The sequence below is a fragment of the Pseudoalteromonas citrea genome (genome assembly GCF_000238375.3).
In the GTDB taxonomy this organism is placed as follows: Bacteria; Pseudomonadota; Gammaproteobacteria; order Enterobacterales; family Alteromonadaceae; genus Pseudoalteromonas; species Pseudoalteromonas citrea.
This window is the reverse complement of the sequence record NZ_AHBZ03000014.1, coordinates 130441-152825: the sequence shown is the minus strand read 5'-3', so window position 1 is coordinate 152825 and position 22385 is coordinate 130441. Positions and strand designations below refer to the sequence as shown.

The 22385-nt window shown below is 41.1% G+C and carries 21 protein-coding genes; 5 read left to right on the top strand and 16 right to left on the bottom strand.

What is annotated here, in order from left to right; translation table 11 throughout:
* Positions 1 to 130: 130 nt before the first annotated feature.
* Positions 131 to 970: an S-formylglutathione hydrolase gene (gene fghA / locus PCIT_RS03970; RefSeq protein WP_010363096.1), complete on the bottom strand. Its 840-nt coding sequence runs from the start codon at positions 968 to 970 to the stop codon at positions 131 to 133.
* 12 nt (positions 971 to 982) lie between these two features.
* Complete coding sequence (locus PCIT_RS03965; RefSeq protein WP_010363098.1) at positions 983 to 2104, bottom strand: S-(hydroxymethyl)glutathione dehydrogenase/class III alcohol dehydrogenase; 1122 nt, start codon at positions 2102 to 2104, stop codon at positions 983 to 985.
* Between the two features lie 96 nt (positions 2105 to 2200).
* Here PCIT_RS03965 and PCIT_RS03960 point away from each other — a divergent pair, with 96 nt between their 5' ends.
* Positions 2201 to 3100: a LysR family transcriptional regulator gene (locus PCIT_RS03960; RefSeq protein ID WP_010363100.1), complete on the top strand. Its 900-nt coding sequence runs from the start codon at positions 2201 to 2203 to the stop codon at positions 3098 to 3100.
* On the opposite strand, the gene PCIT_RS03955 is transcribed toward PCIT_RS03960, so the two are convergent.
* A complete protein-coding gene (locus tag PCIT_RS03955) occupies positions 3024 to 4715 on the bottom strand; it encodes a SulP family inorganic anion transporter (RefSeq protein ID WP_010363101.1) in 1692 nt (563 codons plus the stop codon). The two genes, PCIT_RS03960 and PCIT_RS03955, sit on opposite strands and share 77 nt — an antisense overlap.
* Before the next feature lie 157 nt (positions 4716 to 4872).
* Between PCIT_RS03955 and PCIT_RS03950 the strand changes: the two genes are divergently transcribed.
* The 3 genes from PCIT_RS03950 to PCIT_RS03940 are packed head-to-tail and all read left to right on the top strand — an operon-like array spanning position 4873 to position 8006.
* The gene (locus PCIT_RS03950; protein WP_010363105.1) at positions 4873 to 6084 is read left to right on the top strand and encodes a lipoprotein-releasing ABC transporter permease subunit; all 1212 of its coding nucleotides are present in this window, start codon (positions 4873 to 4875) and stop codon (positions 6082 to 6084) included.
* Positions 6077 to 6784, top strand: a complete 708-nt coding sequence (gene lolD, locus PCIT_RS03945) for a lipoprotein-releasing ABC transporter ATP-binding protein LolD (protein WP_010363106.1) — start codon at positions 6077 to 6079, stop codon at positions 6782 to 6784. The genes PCIT_RS03950 and lolD overlap by 8 nt, the downstream gene beginning before the upstream one ends.
* On the top strand, positions 6777 to 8006 hold the full coding sequence (locus PCIT_RS03940; protein WP_010363107.1) for a lipoprotein-releasing ABC transporter permease subunit: 1230 nt from the start codon (positions 6777 to 6779) through the stop codon (positions 8004 to 8006). The genes lolD and PCIT_RS03940 overlap by 8 nt, the downstream gene beginning before the upstream one ends.
* A 44-nt stretch (positions 8007 to 8050) precedes the next feature.
* On the opposite strand, the gene PCIT_RS03935 is transcribed toward PCIT_RS03940, so the two are convergent.
* Genes PCIT_RS03935 through PCIT_RS03890 form a run of 10 tightly spaced genes read right to left on the bottom strand, consistent with a single transcriptional unit; the run spans position 8051 to position 18585 of the window.
* Positions 8051 to 9682: a bifunctional diguanylate cyclase/phosphodiesterase gene (locus PCIT_RS03935; RefSeq protein WP_010363110.1), complete on the bottom strand. Its 1632-nt coding sequence runs from the start codon at positions 9680 to 9682 to the stop codon at positions 8051 to 8053.
* A 3-nt stretch (positions 9683 to 9685) separates the two neighbouring features.
* Complete coding sequence (locus PCIT_RS03930; protein ID WP_010363111.1) at positions 9686 to 10750, bottom strand: protein-glutamate methylesterase/protein-glutamine glutaminase; 1065 nt, start codon at positions 10748 to 10750, stop codon at positions 9686 to 9688.
* Positions 10747 to 11547 carry a CheR family methyltransferase gene (locus PCIT_RS03925; protein ID WP_010363112.1) on the bottom strand — a complete coding sequence of 267 codons (801 nt, stop codon included), beginning with the start codon at positions 11545 to 11547 and terminating at the stop codon, positions 10747 to 10749. The genes PCIT_RS03930 and PCIT_RS03925 overlap by 4 nt, the downstream gene beginning before the upstream one ends.
* Before the next feature lie 2 nt (positions 11548 to 11549).
* Positions 11550 to 12089 (bottom strand): chemotaxis protein CheW, encoded by a 540-nt coding sequence (locus PCIT_RS03920; RefSeq protein WP_202889055.1) that lies wholly within the window; start codon positions 12087 to 12089, stop codon positions 11550 to 11552.
* Entirely contained in the window at positions 12073 to 12648 is a 576-nt protein-coding gene (locus PCIT_RS03915; RefSeq protein ID WP_010363115.1) for a chemotaxis protein CheW, read from the bottom strand. The genes PCIT_RS03920 and PCIT_RS03915 overlap by 17 nt, the downstream gene beginning before the upstream one ends.
* 3 nt (positions 12649 to 12651) lie before the next feature.
* A complete protein-coding gene (locus PCIT_RS03910) occupies positions 12652 to 14637 on the bottom strand; it encodes a methyl-accepting chemotaxis protein (protein WP_010363117.1) in 1986 nt (661 codons plus the stop codon).
* Between the two features lie 20 nt (positions 14638 to 14657).
* The gene (locus tag PCIT_RS03905; RefSeq protein WP_010363119.1) at positions 14658 to 16775 is read right to left on the bottom strand and encodes a chemotaxis protein CheA; all 2118 of its coding nucleotides are present in this window, start codon (positions 16773 to 16775) and stop codon (positions 14658 to 14660) included.
* Positions 16766 to 17065, bottom strand: a complete 300-nt coding sequence (locus PCIT_RS03900; protein ID WP_010363121.1) for an STAS domain-containing protein — start codon at positions 17063 to 17065, stop codon at positions 16766 to 16768. The genes PCIT_RS03905 and PCIT_RS03900 overlap by 10 nt, the downstream gene beginning before the upstream one ends.
* Before the next feature lie 8 nt (positions 17066 to 17073).
* Positions 17074 to 17442: a response regulator gene (locus PCIT_RS03895; RefSeq protein ID WP_010363123.1), complete on the bottom strand. Its 369-nt coding sequence runs from the start codon at positions 17440 to 17442 to the stop codon at positions 17074 to 17076.
* 9 nt (positions 17443 to 17451) lie between these two features.
* Complete coding sequence (locus PCIT_RS03890; RefSeq protein ID WP_040697709.1) at positions 17452 to 18585, bottom strand: methyl-accepting chemotaxis protein; 1134 nt, start codon at positions 18583 to 18585, stop codon at positions 17452 to 17454.
* A 159-nt stretch (positions 18586 to 18744) separates the two neighbouring features.
* On the opposite strand from PCIT_RS03890, the gene PCIT_RS03885 reads away from it, so the two are divergent.
* Positions 18745 to 19182 carry a DUF4826 family protein gene (locus tag PCIT_RS03885; RefSeq protein ID WP_010363126.1) on the top strand — a complete coding sequence of 146 codons (438 nt, stop codon included), beginning with the start codon at positions 18745 to 18747 and terminating at the stop codon, positions 19180 to 19182.
* Here PCIT_RS03885 and PCIT_RS03880 read toward each other — a convergent pair.
* The 3 genes from PCIT_RS03880 to purB form a co-directional block, all read right to left on the bottom strand.
* The gene (locus PCIT_RS03880) at positions 19166 to 19624 is read right to left on the bottom strand and encodes a GNAT family N-acetyltransferase (RefSeq protein ID WP_010363128.1); all 459 of its coding nucleotides are present in this window, start codon (positions 19622 to 19624) and stop codon (positions 19166 to 19168) included. The genes PCIT_RS03885 and PCIT_RS03880 overlap by 17 nt on opposite strands.
* A 139-nt stretch (positions 19625 to 19763) precedes the next feature.
* Positions 19764 to 20918 carry a cupin domain-containing protein gene (locus tag PCIT_RS03875; RefSeq protein WP_010363130.1) on the bottom strand — a complete coding sequence of 385 codons (1155 nt, stop codon included), beginning with the start codon at positions 20916 to 20918 and terminating at the stop codon, positions 19764 to 19766.
* 63 nt (positions 20919 to 20981) lie between these two features.
* The gene (gene purB, locus PCIT_RS03870) at positions 20982 to 22352 is read right to left on the bottom strand and encodes an adenylosuccinate lyase (RefSeq protein WP_010363132.1); all 1371 of its coding nucleotides are present in this window, start codon (positions 22350 to 22352) and stop codon (positions 20982 to 20984) included.
* Positions 22353 to 22385: the final 33 nt, after the last annotated feature.

Sequence of the window (22385 nt, the reverse complement as noted above, 5' to 3'; positions counted from 1 at the left end):
ACAACTTATCATTATAGCATAGATGCCAATAAAAAATATCAACTGTGTTAGGGGAAGGAATTATAAATTCAGGGGGCTTAGAGCACACAAGCTAGTATGCTCTGATATTAGTGTTTGATTGTTTATGCTTCTAAAAGTATTTTGCGTGAAACGCTAAATGTTGCTCTATGAAGCTGGCGATAAAGTAATAACTATGGTCATATCCGTCATGCATCGTAAATTGCAGCGGGTAATCCTGTTCACTTGCGGCTTTTTGCAAGTGCCAAGGTTGTAATTGCTCATCAAGAAAGTTATCAGAACTGCCTTGACTTACTAGCATAGGAATTGCTTTGGTATATTGGTTATTTTGCATCAGTAAAACGGCATCGTGAGTTTGCCACTGAGATTTATCAGTGCCTAAGTAACCTGATAACGCTTTTATACCCCAAGGGCAATTTGTGGGATGCACAATAGGGCTAAATGCAGATATACTGCTGTAGCGTTCACTATTTTTAAGGCCGAGTGTAAGCGCTCCGTGACCCCCCATCGAATGCCCGCTGACAGCCCTTTGCTCAGTTACTGGAAAGTAGCTTTCAATGATCCCGGGTAGCTCTTCAGCAACATAATCATACATTTGATAGTGTTTATCAAAAGGTGCTTGTGTCGCATTGACATAAAAGCCTGCGCCTAAGCCAAAGTCGTAACTTTTATCGCAGTCATCAGGCACCATGTCACCCCTTGGGCTGGTGTCTGGTGCTACGATGGCGATGCCTAGTTCGTTTGCGACTTTAAATGCCCCTGCTTTTTGCATAAAGTTTTCGTCGGTGCATGTTAAACCTGATAACCAGTAAAGTACGGGGACTTTTTGTCCAGTATTTACAGCCTCAGGTAGAAATATGGCGAAGGTCATATCACAGTGGGTGGTTTGACTGGCATGGCGGTATCGCTTATGCCAGCCGCCAACGACTTTATTGCTGGCGACAAGTTCCATAGTGGATCCTTATTAAAAGTGAACGACTGAACGAATACTCTTGCCCGCATGCATGAGGTCAAAAGCATCATTAATGCCGTTTAAGTCCATAGTATGGGTAATAAAGTCATTGAGTTTGAATTCACCAGCCATGTAACGCTCAACTATGTCAGGCAGTTCAGAACGGCCTTTAACCCCTCCAAATGCACTGCCACGCCATACTCGGCCGGTAACAAGCTGGAATGGACGCGTTGAAATTTCTTGTCCGGCGCCTGCCACACCAATGACTACTGACTCGCCCCAGCCTTTGTGACAACACTCTAGTGCTGAGCGCATCACATCAACATTACCAATACATTCGAAAGAGAAGTCAACGCCTCCATCGGTCATGTCTACAATGACTTCCTGAATTGGCTTATCATAGTTTTTAGGGTTGATCAGATCAGTGGCACCGAGTTTGGTCGCAAGCTCGAATTTATCTTCGTTGATATCAATACCAATAATGCGTTTTGCACCGGCCATCGTTGCCCCAATGATGGCTGAAAGCCCAATCCCACCAAGGCCAAAAATAGCAACGGTATCCCCAGCTTGTACTTTGGCGGTGTTCATTACAGCGCCCATACCTGTCGTTACACCACAGCCAAGTAAACAGATCTCTTCAAGTGGTGCCTCAGGATTGACTTTAGCTAACGATATTTCCGGTAACACGGTGAACTCTGAGAATGTTGAGGTGCCCATATAATGATAAATTGGCTCACCGTCTTTATAAAAGCGGGTAGTGCCATCAGGCATCAAGCCTTTACCTTGAGTTTCGCGAATTTTTTGACATAAATTCGTTTTACCTGATGTACAGAACTTACATTCACCGCATTCTGGCGTGTATAAAGGAATAACATGATCGCCAATCGCAACACTGGTTACGCCTTCACCGATAGCCTCGACAATTCCAGCGCCTTCATGACCTAAAATAGCCGGGAATACGCCCTCGGGATCATCACCTGATAGGGTAAATGCATCAGTGTGGCACACGCCTGAGGCAATTATTTTTACCAATACTTCACCCGCTTTTGGCATCATAACATCGACTTCTTCAATACTTAGAGGCTGACCAGGACCCCAAGCAATAGCGGCTTTAGATTTAATAAACTCTGACATAACTACTTCCATCTATTTTGATTTACACACAGTATAATTACTTTATTATTTTTGATAATCTCTAATTATAAAAAATACTTTTACAGATTTGTAATAATGGATAGATGGATCGGTATTGACGAGTTTGTTGCTGTTGCAACGAGTGGCTCATTTACACAAGCGGCAAAGATACTCGATACCTCGGTTGCGCAAATAAGCCGCCGAGTGAAAGAACTAGAACAAAGGCTAGATCATCAATTATTGACGCGTACCACGCGAAAGTTAGCACTGACAGAAGAAGGCGAGATGTTTTTAACTCATGCCCGTCATTTACAGCATGCCTATGATGATGCGGCCCTAGCACTAAGACAGCGAGATCAGCAGCCAACTGGCACTTTAAAACTTACAGCACCTGTGATGTATGGGGAGCGTTATATCATGCCAATTGTGCATGATTTCATGGCCAAATACCCCAAAGTTAAAGTTGAAATGCAGCTTTCAAATGAACAACTTGACTTAGTTGCAACGGGTTTTGATATTGCTATCAGATTAGGGCATTTGAAAGACTCAAGCCTCAAAGCACGCCGTTTGTCATGGCGAAATACCTTGGTTTGTGGAGCACCGAGTTATTTAGCTCATCATGGCCAGCCACACAGCTTAAGTGAACTATCAGAACATACTTGTTTGGTGGGCAACAGCAGCTATTGGCGCTTTTTTGATAAAAATAAAGAGCGCAATATTAAAGTGAATGGACCATTAAGTTGTAACAGCGGGTGGGCTTTATTAGATGCGGCATGTAAGGGTCTAGGTTTGGTGCAATTGCCACACTATTACGTTGAAAAGGCAGTGTCAGATGGCCGGCTGATTGAGGTGTTATCAAACTTTAAGCCAAAAAGTGAGGGAATATGGGCGGTTTACCCGCCCAGACAATATATGCCAACTAGCCTACGTTTGTTATTGGACTATTTGGTTGCTCATTTTGACCCTCAAGGTCCATCGCAGCTAAAGCCTGATTAAGAGCGTCTTCACGGCTATCGCAAAATGCATCTGCGCCAAGTTTCTCTCGTATATTAAAGCGATGTAACTTGTCGCACGTTTCCTTGTTTGGCGAGAATATATAAACTTTACATTTGGCGTCTAATGCATCTTTAATCGCATTTTCAAGGGCGAGGCTCACGGTCACATCAAGCATTTCAACGTCACTTAAATCTAATACCATTGCTTGGTATTTATTGATATCTCTATGTTGGCGCGCGATTGCTTTTGAAACACTAAATATCATTGGGCCAGATAGGTAGAAGTAGAGTAATTGGCCTTTCGCTTGTTCAAATAAGTTACGCTCAATGTCACTCATTGGTACATCGTCATCAGTATCACTGATGGCTTTTACTTGTTCAGCTTGAACTTGGCTCAAACGCTCAATCACAATAATATTCGATATAAATACGCCGAGTCCTACAGCGACAATTAAATCAACAAATACGGTGAGTAGCATCACACCATACATGATGGCCATTTGCATTAGACTGAGTTTGTGGGCACGTTGGATAAAACTCCAGTCGAGAATATTAAATCCAACGTAAACTGCTATACCCGCTAAAACAGCCATCGGGATCGGTTCGGTTAAACTCCCTGCGACGAAGACAACGGCCATAAGAATGAGAGCTCGAAATATGCCTGCAAGTGGAGAGCGTGCACCAACTTGGACGTTTACCACGGTGCCCATGGTTGCGCCCGCACCAGGCAGTGCGCCGAATAATCCTGAGATCATGTTTGCAATACCTTGACCACGCAGCTCTTTGTCTGAGTCATGTTCTGTACGCGTTAAGCTGTCTCCAATGACGGCTGTCAACAATGTGTCAATACATCCTAAGGTGCCCAAAACAAGCGCATCTATAACCATCTCGGTGAATAGTTCACTGGTGAAAGTTGGCCAAACGATAGAAGGTAAACCACTGGGAATTTCGCCGATGCGTCTGATGCTATCTGTATCAAACAAGATGATTGATAGTAGCGTTATAGCTACTAGTGCAACTAATTGAGCTGGCACATATTGGCGGTATTTTTTTGGTAGGTAAAACAAGATGCCTAATGTCAGTATACCAAGTAGTAGTTCTGAAAAGTGAACGTTTAATAACAAGTTGGGTAGTGCTTCAAGTGTACCAACTACACCACCTAAAGGAGCTTTATGGCCAAGCAGAGGGGCCAGTTGCAATATTATGAGAATAACGCCGATACCCGACATAAACCCAGAAATAACGCTATAGGGCATGAGAGTGACATACTTACCTAATTTAAGCGTGCCTAACAAGATTTGAAATGCGCCTGCCATCATAACAACGGTAAAGCCCATTGCTAAGCCGGTTTCAGGGTAATTGGCCATCATGGTGGTCAGAACCGCTGTCATAATGACAGTCATCGGACCTGTTGGTTCAGAGATCAGGGAGGTAGAGCCGCCAAAAAGGGCAGCAAAGAGGCCGACGAGGATCGCGCCCCACATTCCAGCTTCGGCGCCAGCGCCAGAGGCGACACCAAATGCTAATGCCAGTGGCAGAGAGATTATCGCAGTGGTCACACCACCGAATAAATCTCCTTTTAAATTCATGTGCTTAAATCGAGATAAAGACAACATTGGACTTCCATACCGCGAGATTTCACGCATTTTACACTAAATTGTTCCTTTAACTATCAGAACTTCAATATTTTTTTACAATTTGCTGCGTACCCAAGCTATATAGCTTTGTGTTAGTATCGCTAACTATTAGCCTTGGACATAGCCATAATTAACCATGTTTCAACCAGTTAGCCTCTTTGTTGGGTTAAGATATGCAAAAGCAGCGAAGGGAAATGCCTTCATTTCGTTTATTTCATTTTTTTCTATCGCGGGTATCGCGTTAGGTTTAATGTCATTGATCACGGTGAGTTCCGTGATGAACGGGTTTGAGCAGTCGCTTAAGAGTGCGATGCTTGACTTAATCCCCCATGTGCAATTAAAAACGCATAACGCAGCTAAAGCTGATACAGAAAAATTACTCGAACAGTTAAACAGTCATCCCTTGGTAGAACGCGTACAGCCTTATATTACATCAGATGTAATATTACAAACGAATCAAGAATTAATGGGGGTACGCTTACAAGGGCTTTTCTCTGGGTATGATAATGCAGTGAGTAAGCATGTTGAATTAGGGAGTTTGGCTGATGTCGTCGAGCAGAAATACCAACTGGCGATCAGTCGATACTTAGCAAATAAGCTCGGCGTTGGCATCGGAGATAAACTCCGAGTGATTTTACCCGAAGTGACAAGCTATACCCCGCTAGGTCGTGTGCCTATGCAACGTTTATTTACAGTGTCTGCCTTATATAGCTCAAAAAGTGAAGCCGATATGCACCTTGCTTTTGCTGATGGCAATAGTTTGATGCGCTTAATGCGACGCACCGGTGAACACTCCTTTGATTTAAGTATTACGCTAAAAGATGCCTTTGCTTTACAGCCGTTTTACGAGGCAACGGTTGATATGTACTCACACTATGAAAGAGATGATTGGCAAACACAACAAGGTGCACTATTTTCGGCAGTAGCGATGGAGAAGCGAGTCATGTCGATGTTATTAGGGTTAATCGTCATTGTCGCTGTATTTAATATTCTTTCTGCTTTGTCGATGATGGTACGAGAAAAGCAAGGGGAAGTCGCCATTTTGCAAACTTTAGGGTTTACCCCAAATATGATCGCTCGGGTATTTATGGTGCAAGGGTTATATAACGGATTAGTAGGAACTGCTATTGGTACAATATTAGGCTTAGTTGTTGCGAATAATATTAACGCCATCTTAAATGCGTTAGGGTTGTCTTTGTTAGGAGGTGCTGAGTTACCAGTATTATTTTCGCCTCTTGGTTTGGCGTCCATGGCTATCGCAAGCGTTGCTATGAGCTTTGTTGCAACACTATACCCTGCTAAAAAAGCAGCTAACGTTTTACCCGCTGAGGTTTTAAGATATGAGTAATTTAGTAATTGAATGTAAACAGTTGGGCAAATCGTACCAAGACGGAAAAAACCAAGTTGAGGTTTTAAAAGGGGTTAATTTATCCGTCATACAAGGTGAGATGTTGGCAATAGTAGGTAGCTCTGGGTCGGGTAAAAGTACCCTTTTACATATTTTAGGTACTTTAGATAAAGCGTCCAGCGGTAGCGTGAAAATTAAAGATCAAGAAGTTGCGGCAATGTCTCGTAACAAGCAAGCTGAATTTAGAAATCAATATTTGGGCTTTATTTATCAATTTCATCATTTATTGATGGAATTTACCGCGTTAGAGAATGTGGCGATGCCGCTATTGATCAAAGGGACGAAAAAGCAGCAAGCACAGACAGATGCAATGGATATGCTGGATAAAGTTGGGTTAGCACACCGTGCTGATCATAAACCCTCTGAATTATCAGGGGGAGAACGCCAGCGAGTTGCCATAGCGAGAGCCTTGGTTACGAAACCTGCTTTAGTATTAGCAGATGAACCAACAGGTAACTTAGATAAACATAACGCAATGAAAATTTACGAGTTGTTATCTCAATTGAACCGAGAATTGCAAACCAGTTTTGTTGTGGTTACTCATGATTTAGAGCTGGCTGCAAAACTAGGTCGCAGTGTGCAACTTGATGATGGCGTGTTGTCTGAGGCTGCGTTCAAGTCAGGAGTTGAGCATGCTTAGTGTCTATTTGAGTAAACGATTCCGTCAATCAAAGCAAAAAACGGGATTTGTTAGTTTACTTAGTAAGGCGTCAACACTGGGGGTAATGTTAGGCGTGGCGGTATTAATTATCGCGCTGTCGGTTATTAATGGCTTTGAGCAACAACTTGAAGAGCGGTTATTGTCGGTTGTGCCACAGGTTAGCTATCAAGCGCCTTACGATCCCATTGATAATTGGCAAGACAAAGTTGCCTTACTTAATAAGCATCCACGCATTGTCGCTGCTGCACCTGAAATAAATTTAACGGCGATGGTGCAGTACAAAGGTCAGCTAAAAGCTGCGCAAGTTAAGGGGATTGAACCCAGTATTCATGCAAAGGTCTCTTCAGTTTCGCGATATATTGAAGGGAGTAACTTGAGTGAGTTAAATTCGGGTACGTTGATTTTGGGGGATCGTATTGCAGAACACCTTAAGCTGATTCTGGGTGATAAGGTAACTTTATTGGTGGCGAACAAGCAAGCCTCGCAACCGTTGTCGGCACCAAAGCGGATAACGGTTACGCTGATTGGTGTTGTGAAAATGGGCGGTCCTATTGATGAGTCTATTGCGCTCGTTAATTTAGCTGATTTACAACAAGCATTGAACTTAAATCCGAGCCAAACGACAGGGCTACGAGCAAAGGTACAAGATGTGTTTGATGCACATCAAATCGCCATGGCAGCGGGGAGTAGTTTACCTGATTTGGTTTATGTAAATAGCTGGTTTAGAACACAAGGCAGCTTATATCAAGACATTCAAATGGTACGTACTATTGTGTTTTTAGTGGTATTTTTGATTATTGCGGTAGCGAGTTTCAATATTGTCTCCTCGATGGTGATGGAGGTCAAAGAAAAACAAGCCAATATAGCCATATTGAAAACCATGGGCGCTAAGGATCGCACAATTTTTGCAACGTTTGCAATGCAAGGTGTAGGTTACGCGTTAGTTGGTGCACTTTTTGGAACGGTTGTTGGGGTCCTACTTGCGATTAATTTGCCTGATTTATTTAATGCTATATTTAATCAGCCTGATAACAACCCATTAGCCGGAGTTTATTTTGTGGAGTTTTTACCGTCGAAATTGGTGTGGTCTGATATTCTGATAACGCTTGGTGTTACCTTTATTCTCGCATTGCTAGCGAGTGTTTACCCAGCATGGCAAGCAACGAAAACTGAACCCGCTTCCGTATTGGGAAACAGCTAAAATGTATTGGCAGTTATTCTTAAATATAAAATAACTGTCAACGTTTACGAGTCAAAATGCAAATAGCTTGATTTATCCGCAACGACATAGTTGACAAAGTCAGTGAGCGGGAGAGGTTTACTGTAGTGGTACCCTTGAATATATTCAACGCCTTTAGCTTTGGCGTAAATCATTTGTTCCATATCTTCGACGCCTTCTGCAACGATTGGCTTTTCTAAGTTTTTAGCAAGTGACACGATGGAGTTGAATACCGATTGAAGTCGGTTGTCTTTGACGACATTTGTAACGAATGAACGATCAATTTTGATCTCATCAAAATTGAGTTTGCATAAATAGCTTAAGCTTGAAAATCCGGTTCCAAAATCGTCTAAAGAAATTATAAAACCGTGACGTTGAAGCGACATGAGTACTTCATTTACAAAGTTAAAGTTATCAATTAAAGCTGATTCGGTTAGCTCTAGCTTAATTTTGTTGGGGGTTAACTTATACTGAGCCAGTGTCGCGAGTAGTTTTTTCTCAAAATTAATATCTAAAATTTCAATCACACTAATGTTAATTGAGAATAAGTAAAAACCAGAATCTATAGCTTCAGCTTCTAATTCCGACAGTAATCGTCTTATTTGCGATAACGTGAACAATGTGAGCTTATTGATTTCGCCTGAGCTTTCAACAATAGGTATAAAGGTAGCGGGGGAGACGGGTTTTCCATCCATACTCCATCGCATTAAACATTCCGCGCCAATCAGGCATTCTGTACTTGTGTCATGAATAGGTTGAAAAGCGATGTGAAAATCCCTGTGTAGTGCGTCACTGTGTAATGATGCACGTAAAGCAGTTTCAATTTTATTCTGCCATTCGATTTGTTTTGCTAATGCATCTTGAAACTCCACCAGACGCAGCTTTTCAGATAAAACATCAAAGGTAGCCATTTCGGCTTTGTTGAGACTTATCTCATGGTCATCATGTTCTTTTTCTCGGTAATACCCCAATGCCACATTACTGTAAAAGCTATTTCCATTGAAATTAAAAGGGGCGTTAAGCTCATTATACAGCCGTTCAATGTTAAACGTATGTTCAATGGGAACAAACGCACTAAAGCAATCCGTTGAGTATTTGGAAAATGTTGCGTCTTCAAACTCAATTTGGAACCGTGATAAGACTTCCATAAAGACCAAGTTTGCGACACCGATATTCCAGACTTCTGAGATGCGTTGATAATTACATATGCGCACGCAGCACATTGTTCCGTAGCTCCCGATTTCTTTTATTTTACTTACAAATGCATCTCTGTAAAGTAAACCAGTATGAGGATCTTGAATCGCTAATTGTTTGTTTAAACGGCGAATAGCAATGAGTTCTTCAATGGGACTAAAGCGCACGTAAACTTTGTTTTCGTGCGGGTAAAAGTCAAGTTTCATCCATATCACTGTGCTGTTATCAACACTGATCCCGACCTCTGTTGTATGTTTTTCATCAGGATGAATAAATATACTATCTGTGCGCACAGGCTCATAGTCTTCATTGAGAAGCTGCAAATGAGGTAAGTCATTTAGTATGTCGCTGGTACATAAGTTAAATAGTTTTGCAGCACATGTGGAGATCTCTGTTATCATTCCTGCTTTATCATAAGCGATATAAGTGAGTGAAAATAACTCAGTAACCTGAAGACTCGACATGTTTCAACCTAACAACTTTTGAATTTGATATGGTATGTTTTCTAAGGCATATACTTTATCTACGCCACCACGATTTATCGCCTCTTTTGGCATACCAAAAATGACACAACTCGCTTCACTTTGCGCGAAAGTGACTGCGCCCTGCTTTTTCATTTCTAACATACCAGTTGCGCCATCATCGCCCATACCCGTCAAAATAATGCCAATGGCATTGCTACCTGCAGACTGCGCAACTGAGCGGAATAAAACATCTACAGACGGTTTATGCCGACTCACAAGTGGCCCATCTTTTACTTCCAAATAATAGTCCTTACTTTGGCGATTTACCAATAAGTGACGCCCCCCAGGCGCAATATAAATTCCATTATTAGACATGATTTCACCACATTCGGCTTCTTTAACATTATGGTTACTTAATGAATTTAAGCGCTCAGAAAAAGCAAGTGTAAATTTCGCTGGCATATGTTGTACGATGACAATTGGCGGGCCGTTTAAAGGCATCATTTGAATGAGTTGCCCAATTGCTTCTGTGCCACCAGTAGATGCGCCTATTGCTATTATTTTATTGGTTTCAATGATCTGCTTATTATCCACTTTCTCAAGAACAGCATCTGTTGGATAGTTTTCTCTAATTGAATTGTTACGACTTAGATAACTCACCGCTTTCACTTTAGCTTTACTCGCGCCTTTTATGGCATCAAGTAACTCATTTACGTGTGTACTTTGTAAAAACTCAGTCAAACCAGTCGTGGGCTTCGCGACTACTGCAATGGCACCACAGGCAAGCGCTTCAATTGCTGTGGCTGAATGTTTTTGAGTGAGAATAGAAAAAATAATAACAGGAGTAGGGTGCTCTTCCATTATTTTCTTTAAAAAAGTTATGCCATCCATTTTTGGCATTTCGATATCGAGTAATATGACATCGGGCCAGTTACTCCGCATTTTTCGCTCTGCAATTATTGGGTCGGGAGCAGCACCTAGTAGCTTAAATTTAGGGTCACGTTTGATAATATCCCCCATTACTTGGCGCATAACCGCAGAGTCATCAATAACGAACACATTGATCATGGTGATATCTTTTTATAAATACAGGGTTGTAGCATTTTTAAATCGTCACGCTTGTAGCGTAAAGATTCCGAGTGCCCTAAAAATAGTAATCCGGCGTGGTTTAAACGTTTAATTACGTTATTTAAAATTTTTAATTGTTTAGTTTCATCAAAATAAATTAGTACATTACGTAAAAATATGATGTCAAAAGAGTAGTCTAGCGTTGAGGGTGCTAACAAATTATCAACGCTAAATGTGCAATTGCTTTTAATTTGCTTGGTGACAGAAAAGCTCCCATCATGTACACCGTACCCTTTTAAACAATAAGATTTTTTATATTTTTTTGGCACTTTACTGACAGTCGAGATAGCAAACAGCGCTTCTTGTGCCATTGCTATGGTCGTTTCTGATATGTCGGTTCCATAAACATGCCAACTGTGATTGTAAAATAAATCTTCGAGGATCATAGCAATGCTGTAAGCCTCCTCACCTGTTGATGAAGCTGCACTCCATGCCCTAATGGGGAACCTTTTAGGTGGCTTATCTTTTAAATAGCTTAATAAAAATTCAAATTGGGAAGCTTCGCGGAAAAAGTAGGTTTCATGTGTTGTCATTTTATCAATAAACGTACTTAATTCATTAGAGCCTTTTTCACTGATAATAAAGTGGTAATATTCATTATATGATTCGCATTGCGTTGCTCTCAATCTGCTTGAAAGCCTACTCCCAACAATATCTCGCTTATTTTTAGCCAAACTAATGCCTGTTTTTTGTTCTAAAACCCGGTTCAATTGATTGAATGCTTGAACACTGATCATATTTATGACTTGCAATAATTTACAAAGAACTTGTCTTGGGATGTTTTCAGCAGTGCATTTATTTCGTTTATGTCTAATACTCTTGACATATCTAATAACGTGGTAAGTCGATTGTGGATTTTTGCCATCTTCCACACATATTGGCGAGGAATATTGGATCCAAATGAAGGAGACGACTCTAAGTGCTCATGAGTAATATACTCAATAGACACCACACTGTTGACAAGCATACCCAGGGTCACTGTTTCACCAATGACATCGTCGATGAATTCGTAAAGTACGATACAACTGTATCGATTGTAATTTAGATTTTTCTTAAGAGATAATCTGTTTTGTATATCGAGGACAGGGATAACACTGCCACGAACATTGATAACCCCTTTAATGACTGTGGAACACATTGGGACCATGGTGGTATCCGTATACTCAATGACTTCTTTTACTGCGTCGATAGGGATCCCAAAGTTGTCGTGGCCGATACAAACAAATAAATATCGATTATTATTACCATGCGTTGTATCTGTTTCAATCATCTCCATCATCAGCCTCATCGTGTATCTGTTCGGTATTTGACATGTCAGCTTTACCGCCAAGTTGGGCGTGATTTAATTCTGTGACTAATTCTAAGTTATTCAATGTTAATATGCGTAGAATGTTTAATATAGTGAGTATTTTGTCTTCAAGTTTAGCTAATCCATAGACAAAGCGACTTTGAAATTGCCCGCCAATACTCGGAACATCATCTATATCAGATTGCAATATATCAATGACCTTCGTCACCATATCTACTTTTAAACCAATTACAATTGCGCTCTCATTGTATAAACATTCGGCGATAATAATACAGGTTCTATTGGTACAAGTTTGCTGCGGTTTACCCAATCTAACCGATAAATCAAATACAGGGATCACATCGCCTCTTAAGTTAATGGCGCCAATGATAAAGTCAGGCGACATAGGGATCGGGTCGACTTTGATATATTCCATAATCTCTTTTACCAACGAGATAGAAATAGCGTAGGGGGTTTTATTTAGCTCAAAAGCTAAATATTTATCTTTTTCAATAATGCTAACGGGCTTTAGCGATTGATTAGGCATCATCTATTACTCATCAAAAGGCATAAAGCCATCTTCTGGGAGGGGGGTATGGTGGTTATTTTTTGATGAGACGGAGCGTCTGTTTTTTAAGTGGCTTCTCTCGTTGGTTAATTTAAAGTAGCTAACAGTTGCACGAATATCCCCAGTCTGGTCTTGAACCATTTTAGCGGTTGATGCTAACTCCTCCGACGCAGAGGCATTTTGTTGGGCTATTTCATCAAGTTGTGAAACCGTGCGATTGATCTCTACAACACTGGTACTTTGCTCTGTAGATGCTGCGGTGATCTCCTGGACCAAGTCAGCCGTTTTACCAATATTGGGAACCATTCTGTCAAGCATGCCGCCAGCATGTTGTGCTATTTTCACGCTATTGTCAGCTAACGTGCTGATATCTTGCGCTGCAACTTGCGAGCGTTCAGCCAATTTGCGAACTTCATCGGCTACGACAGCAAATCCTTTGCCATGTTCACCTGCTCTTGCCGCCTCTATGGCGGCGTTTAATGCTAGGAGGTTTGTTTTGTAGGCAATATCTTCAATGATACCTATTTTCTCTGCTATTTGAGTCATGGCACTGACGGTATCTTTTACCGCTTGGCCGCCGTCATTTGCTTCGCTACTGGATTGCTTTGCAATGTCGTTGGTCATGGTCGAGTTTTCAGTATTCATGGAAATTGATGAACTCATTTGCTCTAACGAGGCGGAGGTTTCTTCAACGCTTGCGGCAAGCTGGTTTGATGTTGAGCTCAACATGCGGGACGTTGTACTGACCTCGTTGGTGCTGTGTGCTATCGACTCTACAGATTCTTGTATATCTAACAAAATATTTTGTAGTCGTTCGATGAACCCATTGAAACTACGGGCGGTTTTACCTATTTCATCGTTACCAAAGTCTGGAATACGCCGGGTTAAATCTCCTTCTCCTGAGCGTAAGTCTTCCGCAGCATCAGCGAGCGCATTGATCGGGATGACAATCCCATTGATGAGAAACGCCGCGGTTGCCACTGCGAGAACAATTGCGACAACCAAAAGAGCCCAAACTAAAGAAATGCTTTCTTGTGCCGCTGAGACAAGTGCCGACAGCGACGCATTACCATCATCAATCGCTTGGTTAGAAATCGATTCAAGCAAGTCTTCAATTTTACTAAACACTTCGTGTTCTAGCCTATCAATATCACGCGCAGCTTGGATTTTCATACGGGGGTCGTACAGTGCAAAAATTTCTTTACCGCCGTTATAAAGTTCTAAATACATGCGTTCGACCTCAGAGATACTTTTAATCTCCTGTGGCTTACGCTCAAGCGGTTTAATATCAGCTAAAAAACCAGAAAACGTTCTAGCATCTTTTTCAAAAGCCGTATCTGCACCAACACCACCGCGCATGTAGGCATTTAAGGAGCTCATCATGTCGCCCTGTTCATCAATCAGCTCTAAGTAATATCTGACACCAGGTAAGTCATCATTTACCACTTCTTTAAAGTCACCACTGCTCCCAGCATCAGCCACTTCTTCTTCTTTTAAAGCATCTAATAATTGTTCAAGAGGCTCTGCGAACTCTTTATTTAAGTAATCATATTTGTCTGTTGCTTTTTGTTCCAACTGAGGATCAAATCTTGAAAAAATAAGGTCTTGGCTTTCATTTGCATAGCGGCTTAATAAATCTTCTAGTTGACGAATACGGCCGGTATCAATGGTATTTAGTCGTTTTAGGTCTTCTAGGTAGTTAATAAATTCATTGTGGTTTGCTCTAAAATCTTCACTTTCATCCGCTTCGCCGGAAATATATTCAAGTACATTACTGTTCATATCTCCTAATTCATCCAGCATGTTCAGCGCATAGATGGTTTCTGGAATATTATTCTCTCCAACTTTTACGGCAAATTCTTCGATGCTGCCATTTTTAATCTGCACTGACACCGCAATGATCAGTAGTAGCAACCCCATAGTAAACATCGCAAATATAATTTTATTGCGAATGGTTAAATTCTTAAACATGATTTATCTCCGATAACATGTTATTGCTTAAACTCGAGCGTTTCATAAACGGCGATAGCTGATTTGATCAAAGCAGACACATCAAGAATAATTGCGACGTCTCCACTGCCTAATATTGTGGCTCCACTAATACACTTTAATCCTTCGAAGAGCCTCCCTAGCGGCTTAACAACCGTTTGAAACTCCCCTTTGAGAGAATCGACAACGAGCCCAGCACGTAATGTACCGAATTGCACTATGACCAATGACTCTCTGGTGTGGGCAATACGTTCCTCCACGCCAAACAACGAGCGTAATCGAATAAAGGGTAAGACCTCTGTTCGTAAGTTGATGTAGCTTTTATCTTGTATATCCTGCTCAGCAACGACTTCGTGTAGTTCGAGGCATTCAACAACGGTATCTAAGGGTATTACGTAGTTATCGTTGTGCACTGAAAACATAAAGCCATCAATAATTGAAAGCGTTAATGGTAAGCGGATCAAGATAGTTGAACCCTTGTCTGGTTCACTTTCAACTTCAACACTGCCACGCAAACTTTCAATATTACGCTTTACTACATCCATGCCAACACCCCGACCAGAGATGTTGGTGACACTATCTGCAGTAGAAAAGCCAGGTGCAAAAATGAGTAAATTAATTTCTTTCTCTGGTAAAGAGTGCTCTTGTGCCACTAAACCTTTTTCTATGGCACGCTGAAGAATTTTGGTTTTATTTAAACCTTTGCCATCATCACTAATTTCTATAACGATAGATCCTGAATCGTGATATGCACGCAGTTTTAAGTTACCTGTTGTAGGTTTACCACTGATGATGCGTTCTTGTGGGGATTCAATGCCATGGTCAATGGCATTTCTAATAATGTGCATTAGAGGATCACTGACTTTTTCAACAAAGGTTTTATCCAATTCTGTATCGGCCCCTTCAATTGTCAATTCGACTTCTTTTCCCAGCTCTTGGGAAATGTCTCTCACTACACGCTTAAACTTATTGAATGTTTCACCAATTTGGACCATACGCAGCTTTAACGAACTGTCGCGAATATTTTCGACAAGTCGTTCAAGTAACGCCATTGCTTCAATAAGGGTTTCATTCCCAGTTTCATGGGCGAGCAGATTGGTACGGGCGCCCGTTATCACCATCTCACCAACTTGATCAATTAACCTATCGAGTTTGAGTGCTTCAACGCGCAGTGTTTTGCTCTGATGTAGTTTTGGCGGTGGTTGCTTACTTTTGTCTTGCTCTACAGAGGTGGGAATAGCCTCTGATATCGTCGCTTTATTTTGCGCTATCGCGTCGAGTACATGTGTTTCAATGCTATGACATTTTTTAATCTTTTCGATCAGGTAGTTTATATTGCTAAATTCATGACAGGCTGTTTTAAACTGTTCAAATGCTGCATTCGGTGGGAAAATGCCAAGCACGGCTTCAGTTTTGATAAAGTCAAAGATATCGGCAATCTCAGACTCGCTTTTATCACTATCAAAGCATAGGTGAAATGCTAAATAATTGCTTTCTGGGTCGAATGCATCTGTGGATTCTAAGCTTCCTGTGTAAGTATCTACTTGTAACTCTGTAACTTCTTTTGATAAGAAGAAAATAAATGCAAAAGGGTCTAAGCCATCGCGATATACATTTTCATTAGGGGTGAAAAGTATATGCCAGCGAGTGTTACCGGCTGATTGCGCTAAGTTTTCCCTGTTTTGAAGAGCATCAGGGTGGTGAGAAGGGGGTTCTGGTGCTAGATATTCTTTAAAGGTGTTTTGTAGATCTTGTGCTTTATGTAAGGTCGCGGGATCGACTTCTGTTTCTTGGGCAGACAAAATTACTAGAGTTTCGACGACATCTCGGCTAGATAGCAACGCGGTAATTAATTTATTATCTAATATGATTTCACCTAGACGAATTTCATCAAGCGTGGTTTCAATAATATGGGTTAAGTCGACAACATTTTTGAAACCGAAAATGCCAGCACTTCCTTTAATTGTGTGAATGGCTCTAAAAATACTATTAATGACCTCGGACTTTTGTTCTTTACTGAGATCTGACTCCAGTTCTAGTAAACCATCCTCCATGTCTTGGAGTAACTCTTTCGATTCAGTAACAAAGGTTGTAATCGCAGCAGAAAGGTCTATTGACATGGTGTTGACCTTATATCTGATAGGCTTTCAAGGCATATACCAAGCAGACTAAACTTAGTCCTTACCAAATCACTTTGGGTTATCGTATTTATAGTCTTATTATTTTTACTACATTGATCTAAGGCCCAAAGGGTGAGTTGCAGGCCTGATGAGTCAATTTCATTCACATAGCTGAAGTTAAATGAGACCTCCTCATTCGCGGTTAAGTACTGTTTTAACTCGCTGTAGGTATTGGCAACTTCATAGATAGTCAGCTCGTTAGGAAATTGAAAACCTGCATTATCACTCATCCATTTGCCTACATACTTAATAGCTTTGCAACGGCCTGCAACATTTGTGCAGGTTTAAAAGGTTTCACCATCCAGGCTTTAGCGCCGGCTTTTTTACCTTCCTCCATCATATGTTGCTGGTTTTCAGTAGTCAGCATGACCACTGGCGTAAACTTATATTGTGGCAACTGCTTTGCTTGCTTAACAAATTCAATACCATTCATATTTGGCATGTTGACATCACTGATGATCAAATGAATTTTAGTGCCGTTGAGCTTAGCTAGCGCATCTTTGCCATCTCGCCCTTCAATGACAGTATATCCCGCACCAGTTAGGGCGATATTTACGACCTGTCGAAGGGAGTCAGAGTCATCTACAATCAAAATTGTTTTACTCATTTAAATTCCTCATAAAAAAGTTATGTCGTCGACTCTTTGTTCTCGATCTTTCGACAGTATGGCTCTTTGTTCATTGGTTGCTGCAGTTTTAAGTAGTTCATCGCTGACTCGCTGATGATTAAACTCGGCATTATGGTTGAGCTTACGTTCTGCAATGAAGTTATTTAGTTCGTCGGTCATGGTGGAGAGTGCTAACATGACGCTGTTTTGGATTTGATCAACTCGGTCTTGAAATTGTAAATCAACTAATATTTCAGATAGCACCTGTTTTATGTCAATACTTGATTGATGAAACGCTTGTCCATCGTTGGTGATCTCTGTAGCAAGACTGAGTGATTGGTCAATAATGGTATTTATTTCATGTTCGTAGCGACCTTGTGCCTCATCTTTTCGCACGAGATCTTGTTTCATTAGTGCCATTGATGCTTGAAGCTCTTGCGTGACTGCGGCGATGAGTTCACCTATTTTCACACCGGTTTGGCCACTGGTATTGGCAAGTGTTCTTACTTCATCAGCAACAACCGCAAAACCTCTGCCATTTTCGCCAGCACGCGCAGCTTCAATGGATGCGTTGAGTGCGAGTAGGTTTGTTTGGTCGGCAATTTTAGACACGTCAATAGACATAGCCTGTAGTGCCTCACTTTTAATAACTAACTCTTCTATGGTAGTCGTAATAGATTCTTGAGAGTGGTTAGCTTCATGAATTGAACTGAGCACTTGGAGCAACTTGTCACGCTTTTGTTCAAAAATGGTATTGAGTTTCTCTGAGCCACATGCGTCTGATTGTTCTAGCCGCATGGTTATATCTTTGACAACCTCTGAGAATTCACCAGACATTCTTACAACTGCGTGATTAGTTTGCTCTCGGGCAGAAGAGATTTGTTCAACAATCTGAGGAATTATAACTTTACTCAACTGTTCCAAACAGGCCAAATCGCTAGACGTGGAGCCCTCTGGTGTATGAGCTTTTTTATTATGACTGTGTAGTACGTTGACCTTTTTGGTAATCGTGACTAAATAAATGTCCGATATTAATAAAGCAACAATAATTATCCATGTTAATACACTTATTTCGGCAAGCGAAAGTAGTAACAGTACTATTGTTACATGACTCGCAAAGTACATCATATAGGGCTTTGACATTATTCAGGCCGAAAGTATTAACATCACCTACAAGCCTAGTAAAGTATGAAAATTGTGCAAAATGAAATTAAGTAAAAAATATTTGGTTGCGTTTTGGTTGCAAGTAACTGATCAAACCCTTACATTAATGCCATTAAAAAAGTCACGAGAAATAAAAGTATGAGTGAGCAACAGCAACCTGAATTAACAGAAGAGCAAAAACAACAACAAGATATAAAATGGCAAAGAGAATGTTTTGAAAACGCCCAAAAGCATTTAGCCGAAAAAGGTATTATTCCAAACGCAGTGATTGATAAAGATAGTCGGTTCTTAGCGCCTTTGTGTGCGGTATGGAAAATGAAGGCTCAAAACGGTAAAACTTACTGGGTGATCACTGGTCAATTACCAACCGATCATGTTGAGGTGGTTGCGGCTACCAGTGCACGTGCAGCGATCAAACACTTCTCTTACCAATGGCAATTAAAAGCAGATGCTATTCTAGCAAATGCTGGGCAAGACCAGTCTCAAGCTCAATTTGCAAACTTATTAATAAATCGTGCCCATGGATTGTACGATATAGCAGAAAATGATCAGTTATGGGCTAATGAAGCATCGTAAACGGATCTGTTTTAAATGAGGAGATAGGGCACTTGAGCTTTTGCCTTGGGATCCCTGCCTCCATAAACACACAACCTTGCTTTAAAAAACCGTTTTCAACAAAACTGGGGACTTCTTGCAATACACAATTGACGAATATATCGTTTAGCCCTCTTTCCTTAGCTAGGTGGACAAGATAATTTAATAATGAACTATAGGCTGAGCGGTTCCTATGCGCTTTAAGTAAGGCTATTCGACTAATTAAGCCGTCTGGGCACAATCGACCTGTGCCTACTGGTTCGTGTTGTTCATCACTAATCAGAACATGCTCTGAATGTGAGTCTAATCCATCAAATTCAACTTCCATTGGCATATGAAATTCATAGACAAAGACACGCTCTCTTATTTGCTTTAATTGTTTTTGGGTTTGGTACCAATTGACTCTGTCGACGTGATAAATCATGATTCCTCCGCAAAGTACAAAAACAACGGCTTTGGCCTGCTTATTAAGTGCGAACAGCTACGTTTACCCTCAGCTGTAGGTAAACTAAACTTAAAAGCAGGAGAAACCTTTGATCTGCATACAACAAGGTACTACGAGATCAGTCATCTTCTTGTAAGAAATACGTTCCTTCATTGATTAGTCTAGTTAACATTTGTGCAAATTCAATACAATTTAATGAATCTTCTATTTCAGAGCCTGAAAAGTGAGGTAAATCAGTCAGTAATTTAATGGACTCTAAGTGTTTTGTTGCAAGTGAATAATTATCCCCGTTAACACTTAATACGATCGAGTCTGTCAATACTTGGTAAATTGTACGGACACCGCCCGCACGTTCAATTATATCATTTGTTGTTATGTAATTTGCGAGTTCTGTATGCAAAAGTGGGGGGGCAAGTGGTGCCAGATCCATATCATGTTTGGGTTGACTGAGCATAGTCCCTAACCAGTGTTTTAACTGCTCAGGGTCGCTGAGCGCATCCTGCATAAGTCTTTGAATATCGTTCACTTCCGTAGACGTTAATTGGCCTTTTGACTCACGAATAGATAACATAGGGTCGCAGTAGCGTGTTTTACCACCTTCAGAATCAATCAAGTGATCAGCAAAACCAGATAAAAAGTCTTTTTGATCTGGGGCTCTGAATCCAACTGAGTAGTTAAGAGCATTTTCTACTGCATAACCTTCATGTGGGCAGCCTGGTGGTATATATAAAATGTCGCCGGGTTCTAGTATGGCATCAATTTCAGCATCAAATTGCTCTACTTGAAGTAAGCTTTTATTTTGCGCAAATTGTTTTAGATTTGCATCAGGTAAACCCACACGCCAATGGCGCTTACCTTGGCCTTGAATAATAAATACGTCATATTGATCTAAGTGCGGCCCGACACCACCATGGGGTGTCGAATAGCTCACCATTAAATCATCAATGCGCCAATTTGGTATGAATCTAAATGGCTCGAGTAGTTGCGCTGCGATAGGGTGCCAGTGATCAACGGCTTGAACCAGTAGCGTACTGTGTTGTTCTGTGAGTTTACTAAAATCTTCAAATGGACCATGGTACGATTGCCAATCGCTATTATGATTAGTGATTAAACGTGACTCTATGCTCTCTTCCATTGCAAGCCCTGCGAGCTCTTCAGGCTCAATAGGGTCTTCAAATTCGCTAAAGCCACCTTTGATCAGTAAAGGGCGTTTTTGCCAATATTGTGAGAGAAACTCAGCATGGCTCAGTTGATTTATTGTCAATTCGTACATGGTTTTTCCATAAAAAAAGCGAAAGAGAAACTCTTTCGCTTTAAAATTTAATTTACGAGCGAGTTATACAAGTTCGTCGATAAATGCTTCAGCACGACCAATATAGTTTGCTGGAGTCATTAACTTCATTTCAGCTTTTGCATGCTCTGGAAGATCTAGCCCATCGATGAATTCAGCCATGATCTCTTGATTAACACGCTTACCGCGAGTGAGCTCTTTAAGCTTTTCATAAGGCTTTTCAATACCATATTTACGCATCACCGTTTGAATTGGCTCTGCAAGCAATTCCCAGTTTTGGTCTAGTTCTTCAAGTAGACGGTCTGCGTTTACTTCAAGTTTACTCACACCTTTAAGGGTTGCTTGGTATGCTATGAGCGTATAGCCCATACCAACACCTAGGTTGCGTAACACGGTAGAGTCCGTTAAGTCACGTTGCCAACGAGATACTGGTAATTTCTGTGCAAGATGCGAGAAAATAGCGTTTGCTAAGCCTAAGTTACCTTCTGAGTTTTCGAAATCAATCGGGTTAACTTTATGCGGCATGGTTGATGAACCAATTTCACCAGCGATGGTTTTTTGCTTAAAGTGATTAAGTGCAATATAGCCCCATGCATCACGGTCAAAATCAAGCAAAATAGTATTAAAGCGTGCTACAGCATCAAAAAGCTCTGCAATGTAATCATGCGGTTCTATTTGAGTTGTGAAGGCATTCCATGTTAAACCGAGGCTTGTAACAAACTGCTCAGCATGCTCGTGCCAGTTATACTCTGGGTATGCACTTAGGTGTGCGTTGTAGTTACCTACAGCTCCATTGGCTTTGCCTAGAATAGAAACGGCCGCAATTTGATTTCGCTGACGTTGTAAACGCACATACACGTTTGCAAACTCTTTACCCATGGTAGAAGGAGACGCAGGTTGACCGTGCGTACGTGTCATCATAGGGATTGAGCGGTATTCAATTGCTTTTTCTTTGATTGCAGCAAGTAACTTGTCGCAATAAGGCAGCAATACTTCATCACGCGCTTCTGTAAGCATTAGACCGTGAGATAAGTTGTTGATGTCTTCTGATGTACATGCGAAATGAATGAATTCATTTACAGCATGTAGTTCAGCGTTATCAGCCACTTTTTCTTTTAGTAAATACTCAACGGCTTTAACATCGTGGTTAGTTGTGCGCTCAATCTCTTTTACGCGTGCAGCATCGGCTTCACTAAAATTTGTAACTATGCTGTCTAGAAGCGCATTTGCTTCATCACTAAAAGCAGGTACTTCTGCAATACCTTCGGCTTTAGCTAAAGCTTGCAACCAGCGTACTTCAACCGTTACACGGTACTTAATTAAGCCAAACTCACTGAAGATGCTTCTAAGCTCAGCAGTTTTACTGCCATAGCGACCATCTACTGGAGAGATAGCGGTCAACGCTGAAAGCTCCATAATTTCTCCTAAACTAATTGGTTTTGAACGATA

What these genes read in the sequence shown, in the direction of transcription:
- PCIT_RS03930 (WP_010363111.1), bottom strand. Translation starts at nt 10,750, where the DNA reads ATGATCAATGTGTTCGTTATTGATGACTCTGCGGTTATGCGCCAAGTA.
- PCIT_RS03935 (WP_010363110.1), bottom strand. Translation starts at nt 9,682, where the DNA reads ATGTCGAGTCTTCAGGTTACTGAGTTATTTTCACTCACTTATATCGCT.
- PCIT_RS03875 (WP_010363130.1), bottom strand. Translation starts at nt 20,918, where the DNA reads ATGTACGAATTGACAATAAATCAACTGAGCCATGCTGAGTTTCTCTCA.
- lolD (WP_010363106.1), top strand. Translation starts at nt 6,077, where the DNA reads ATGAGTAATTTAGTAATTGAATGTAAACAGTTGGGCAAATCGTACCAA.
- PCIT_RS03915 (WP_010363115.1), bottom strand. Translation starts at nt 12,648, where the DNA reads ATGATGCCTAATCAATCGCTAAAGCCCGTTAGCATTATTGAAAAAGAT.
- PCIT_RS03940 (WP_010363107.1), top strand. Translation starts at nt 6,777, where the DNA reads ATGCTTAGTGTCTATTTGAGTAAACGATTCCGTCAATCAAAGCAAAAA.
- purB (WP_010363132.1), bottom strand. Translation starts at nt 22,352, where the DNA reads ATGGAGCTTTCAGCGTTGACCGCTATCTCTCCAGTAGATGGTCGCTAT.
- PCIT_RS03960 (WP_010363100.1), top strand. Translation starts at nt 2,201, where the DNA reads ATGGATAGATGGATCGGTATTGACGAGTTTGTTGCTGTTGCAACGAGT.
- PCIT_RS03885 (WP_010363126.1), top strand. Translation starts at nt 18,745, where the DNA reads ATGAGTGAGCAACAGCAACCTGAATTAACAGAAGAGCAAAAACAACAA.
- PCIT_RS03920 (WP_202889055.1), bottom strand. Translation starts at nt 12,089, where the DNA reads ATGATGGAGATGATTGAAACAGATACAACGCATGGTAATAATAATCGA.
- PCIT_RS03880 (WP_010363128.1), bottom strand. Translation starts at nt 19,624, where the DNA reads ATGATTTATCACGTCGACAGAGTCAATTGGTACCAAACCCAAAAACAA.
- PCIT_RS03890 (WP_040697709.1), bottom strand. Translation starts at nt 18,585, where the DNA reads ATGTCAAAGCCCTATATGATGTACTTTGCGAGTCATGTAACAATAGTA.
- PCIT_RS03925 (WP_010363112.1), bottom strand. Translation starts at nt 11,547, where the DNA reads ATGATCAGTGTTCAAGCATTCAATCAATTGAACCGGGTTTTAGAACAA.
- PCIT_RS03895 (WP_010363123.1), bottom strand. Translation starts at nt 17,442, where the DNA reads ATGAGTAAAACAATTTTGATTGTAGATGACTCTGACTCCCTTCGACAG.
- PCIT_RS03900 (WP_010363121.1), bottom strand. Translation starts at nt 17,065, where the DNA reads ATGAGTGATAATGCAGGTTTTCAATTTCCTAACGAGCTGACTATCTAT.
- PCIT_RS03910 (WP_010363117.1), bottom strand. Translation starts at nt 14,637, where the DNA reads ATGTTTAAGAATTTAACCATTCGCAATAAAATTATATTTGCGATGTTT.
- PCIT_RS03965 (WP_010363098.1), bottom strand. Translation starts at nt 2,104, where the DNA reads ATGTCAGAGTTTATTAAATCTAAAGCCGCTATTGCTTGGGGTCCTGGT.
- PCIT_RS03950 (WP_010363105.1), top strand. Translation starts at nt 4,873, where the DNA reads ATGTTTCAACCAGTTAGCCTCTTTGTTGGGTTAAGATATGCAAAAGCA.
- fghA (WP_010363096.1), bottom strand. Translation starts at nt 970, where the DNA reads ATGGAACTTGTCGCCAGCAATAAAGTCGTTGGCGGCTGGCATAAGCGA.
- PCIT_RS03955 (WP_010363101.1), bottom strand. Translation starts at nt 4,715, where the DNA reads ATGTTGTCTTTATCTCGATTTAAGCACATGAATTTAAAAGGAGATTTA.
- PCIT_RS03905 (WP_010363119.1), bottom strand. Translation starts at nt 16,775, where the DNA reads ATGTCAATAGACCTTTCTGCTGCGATTACAACCTTTGTTACTGAATCG.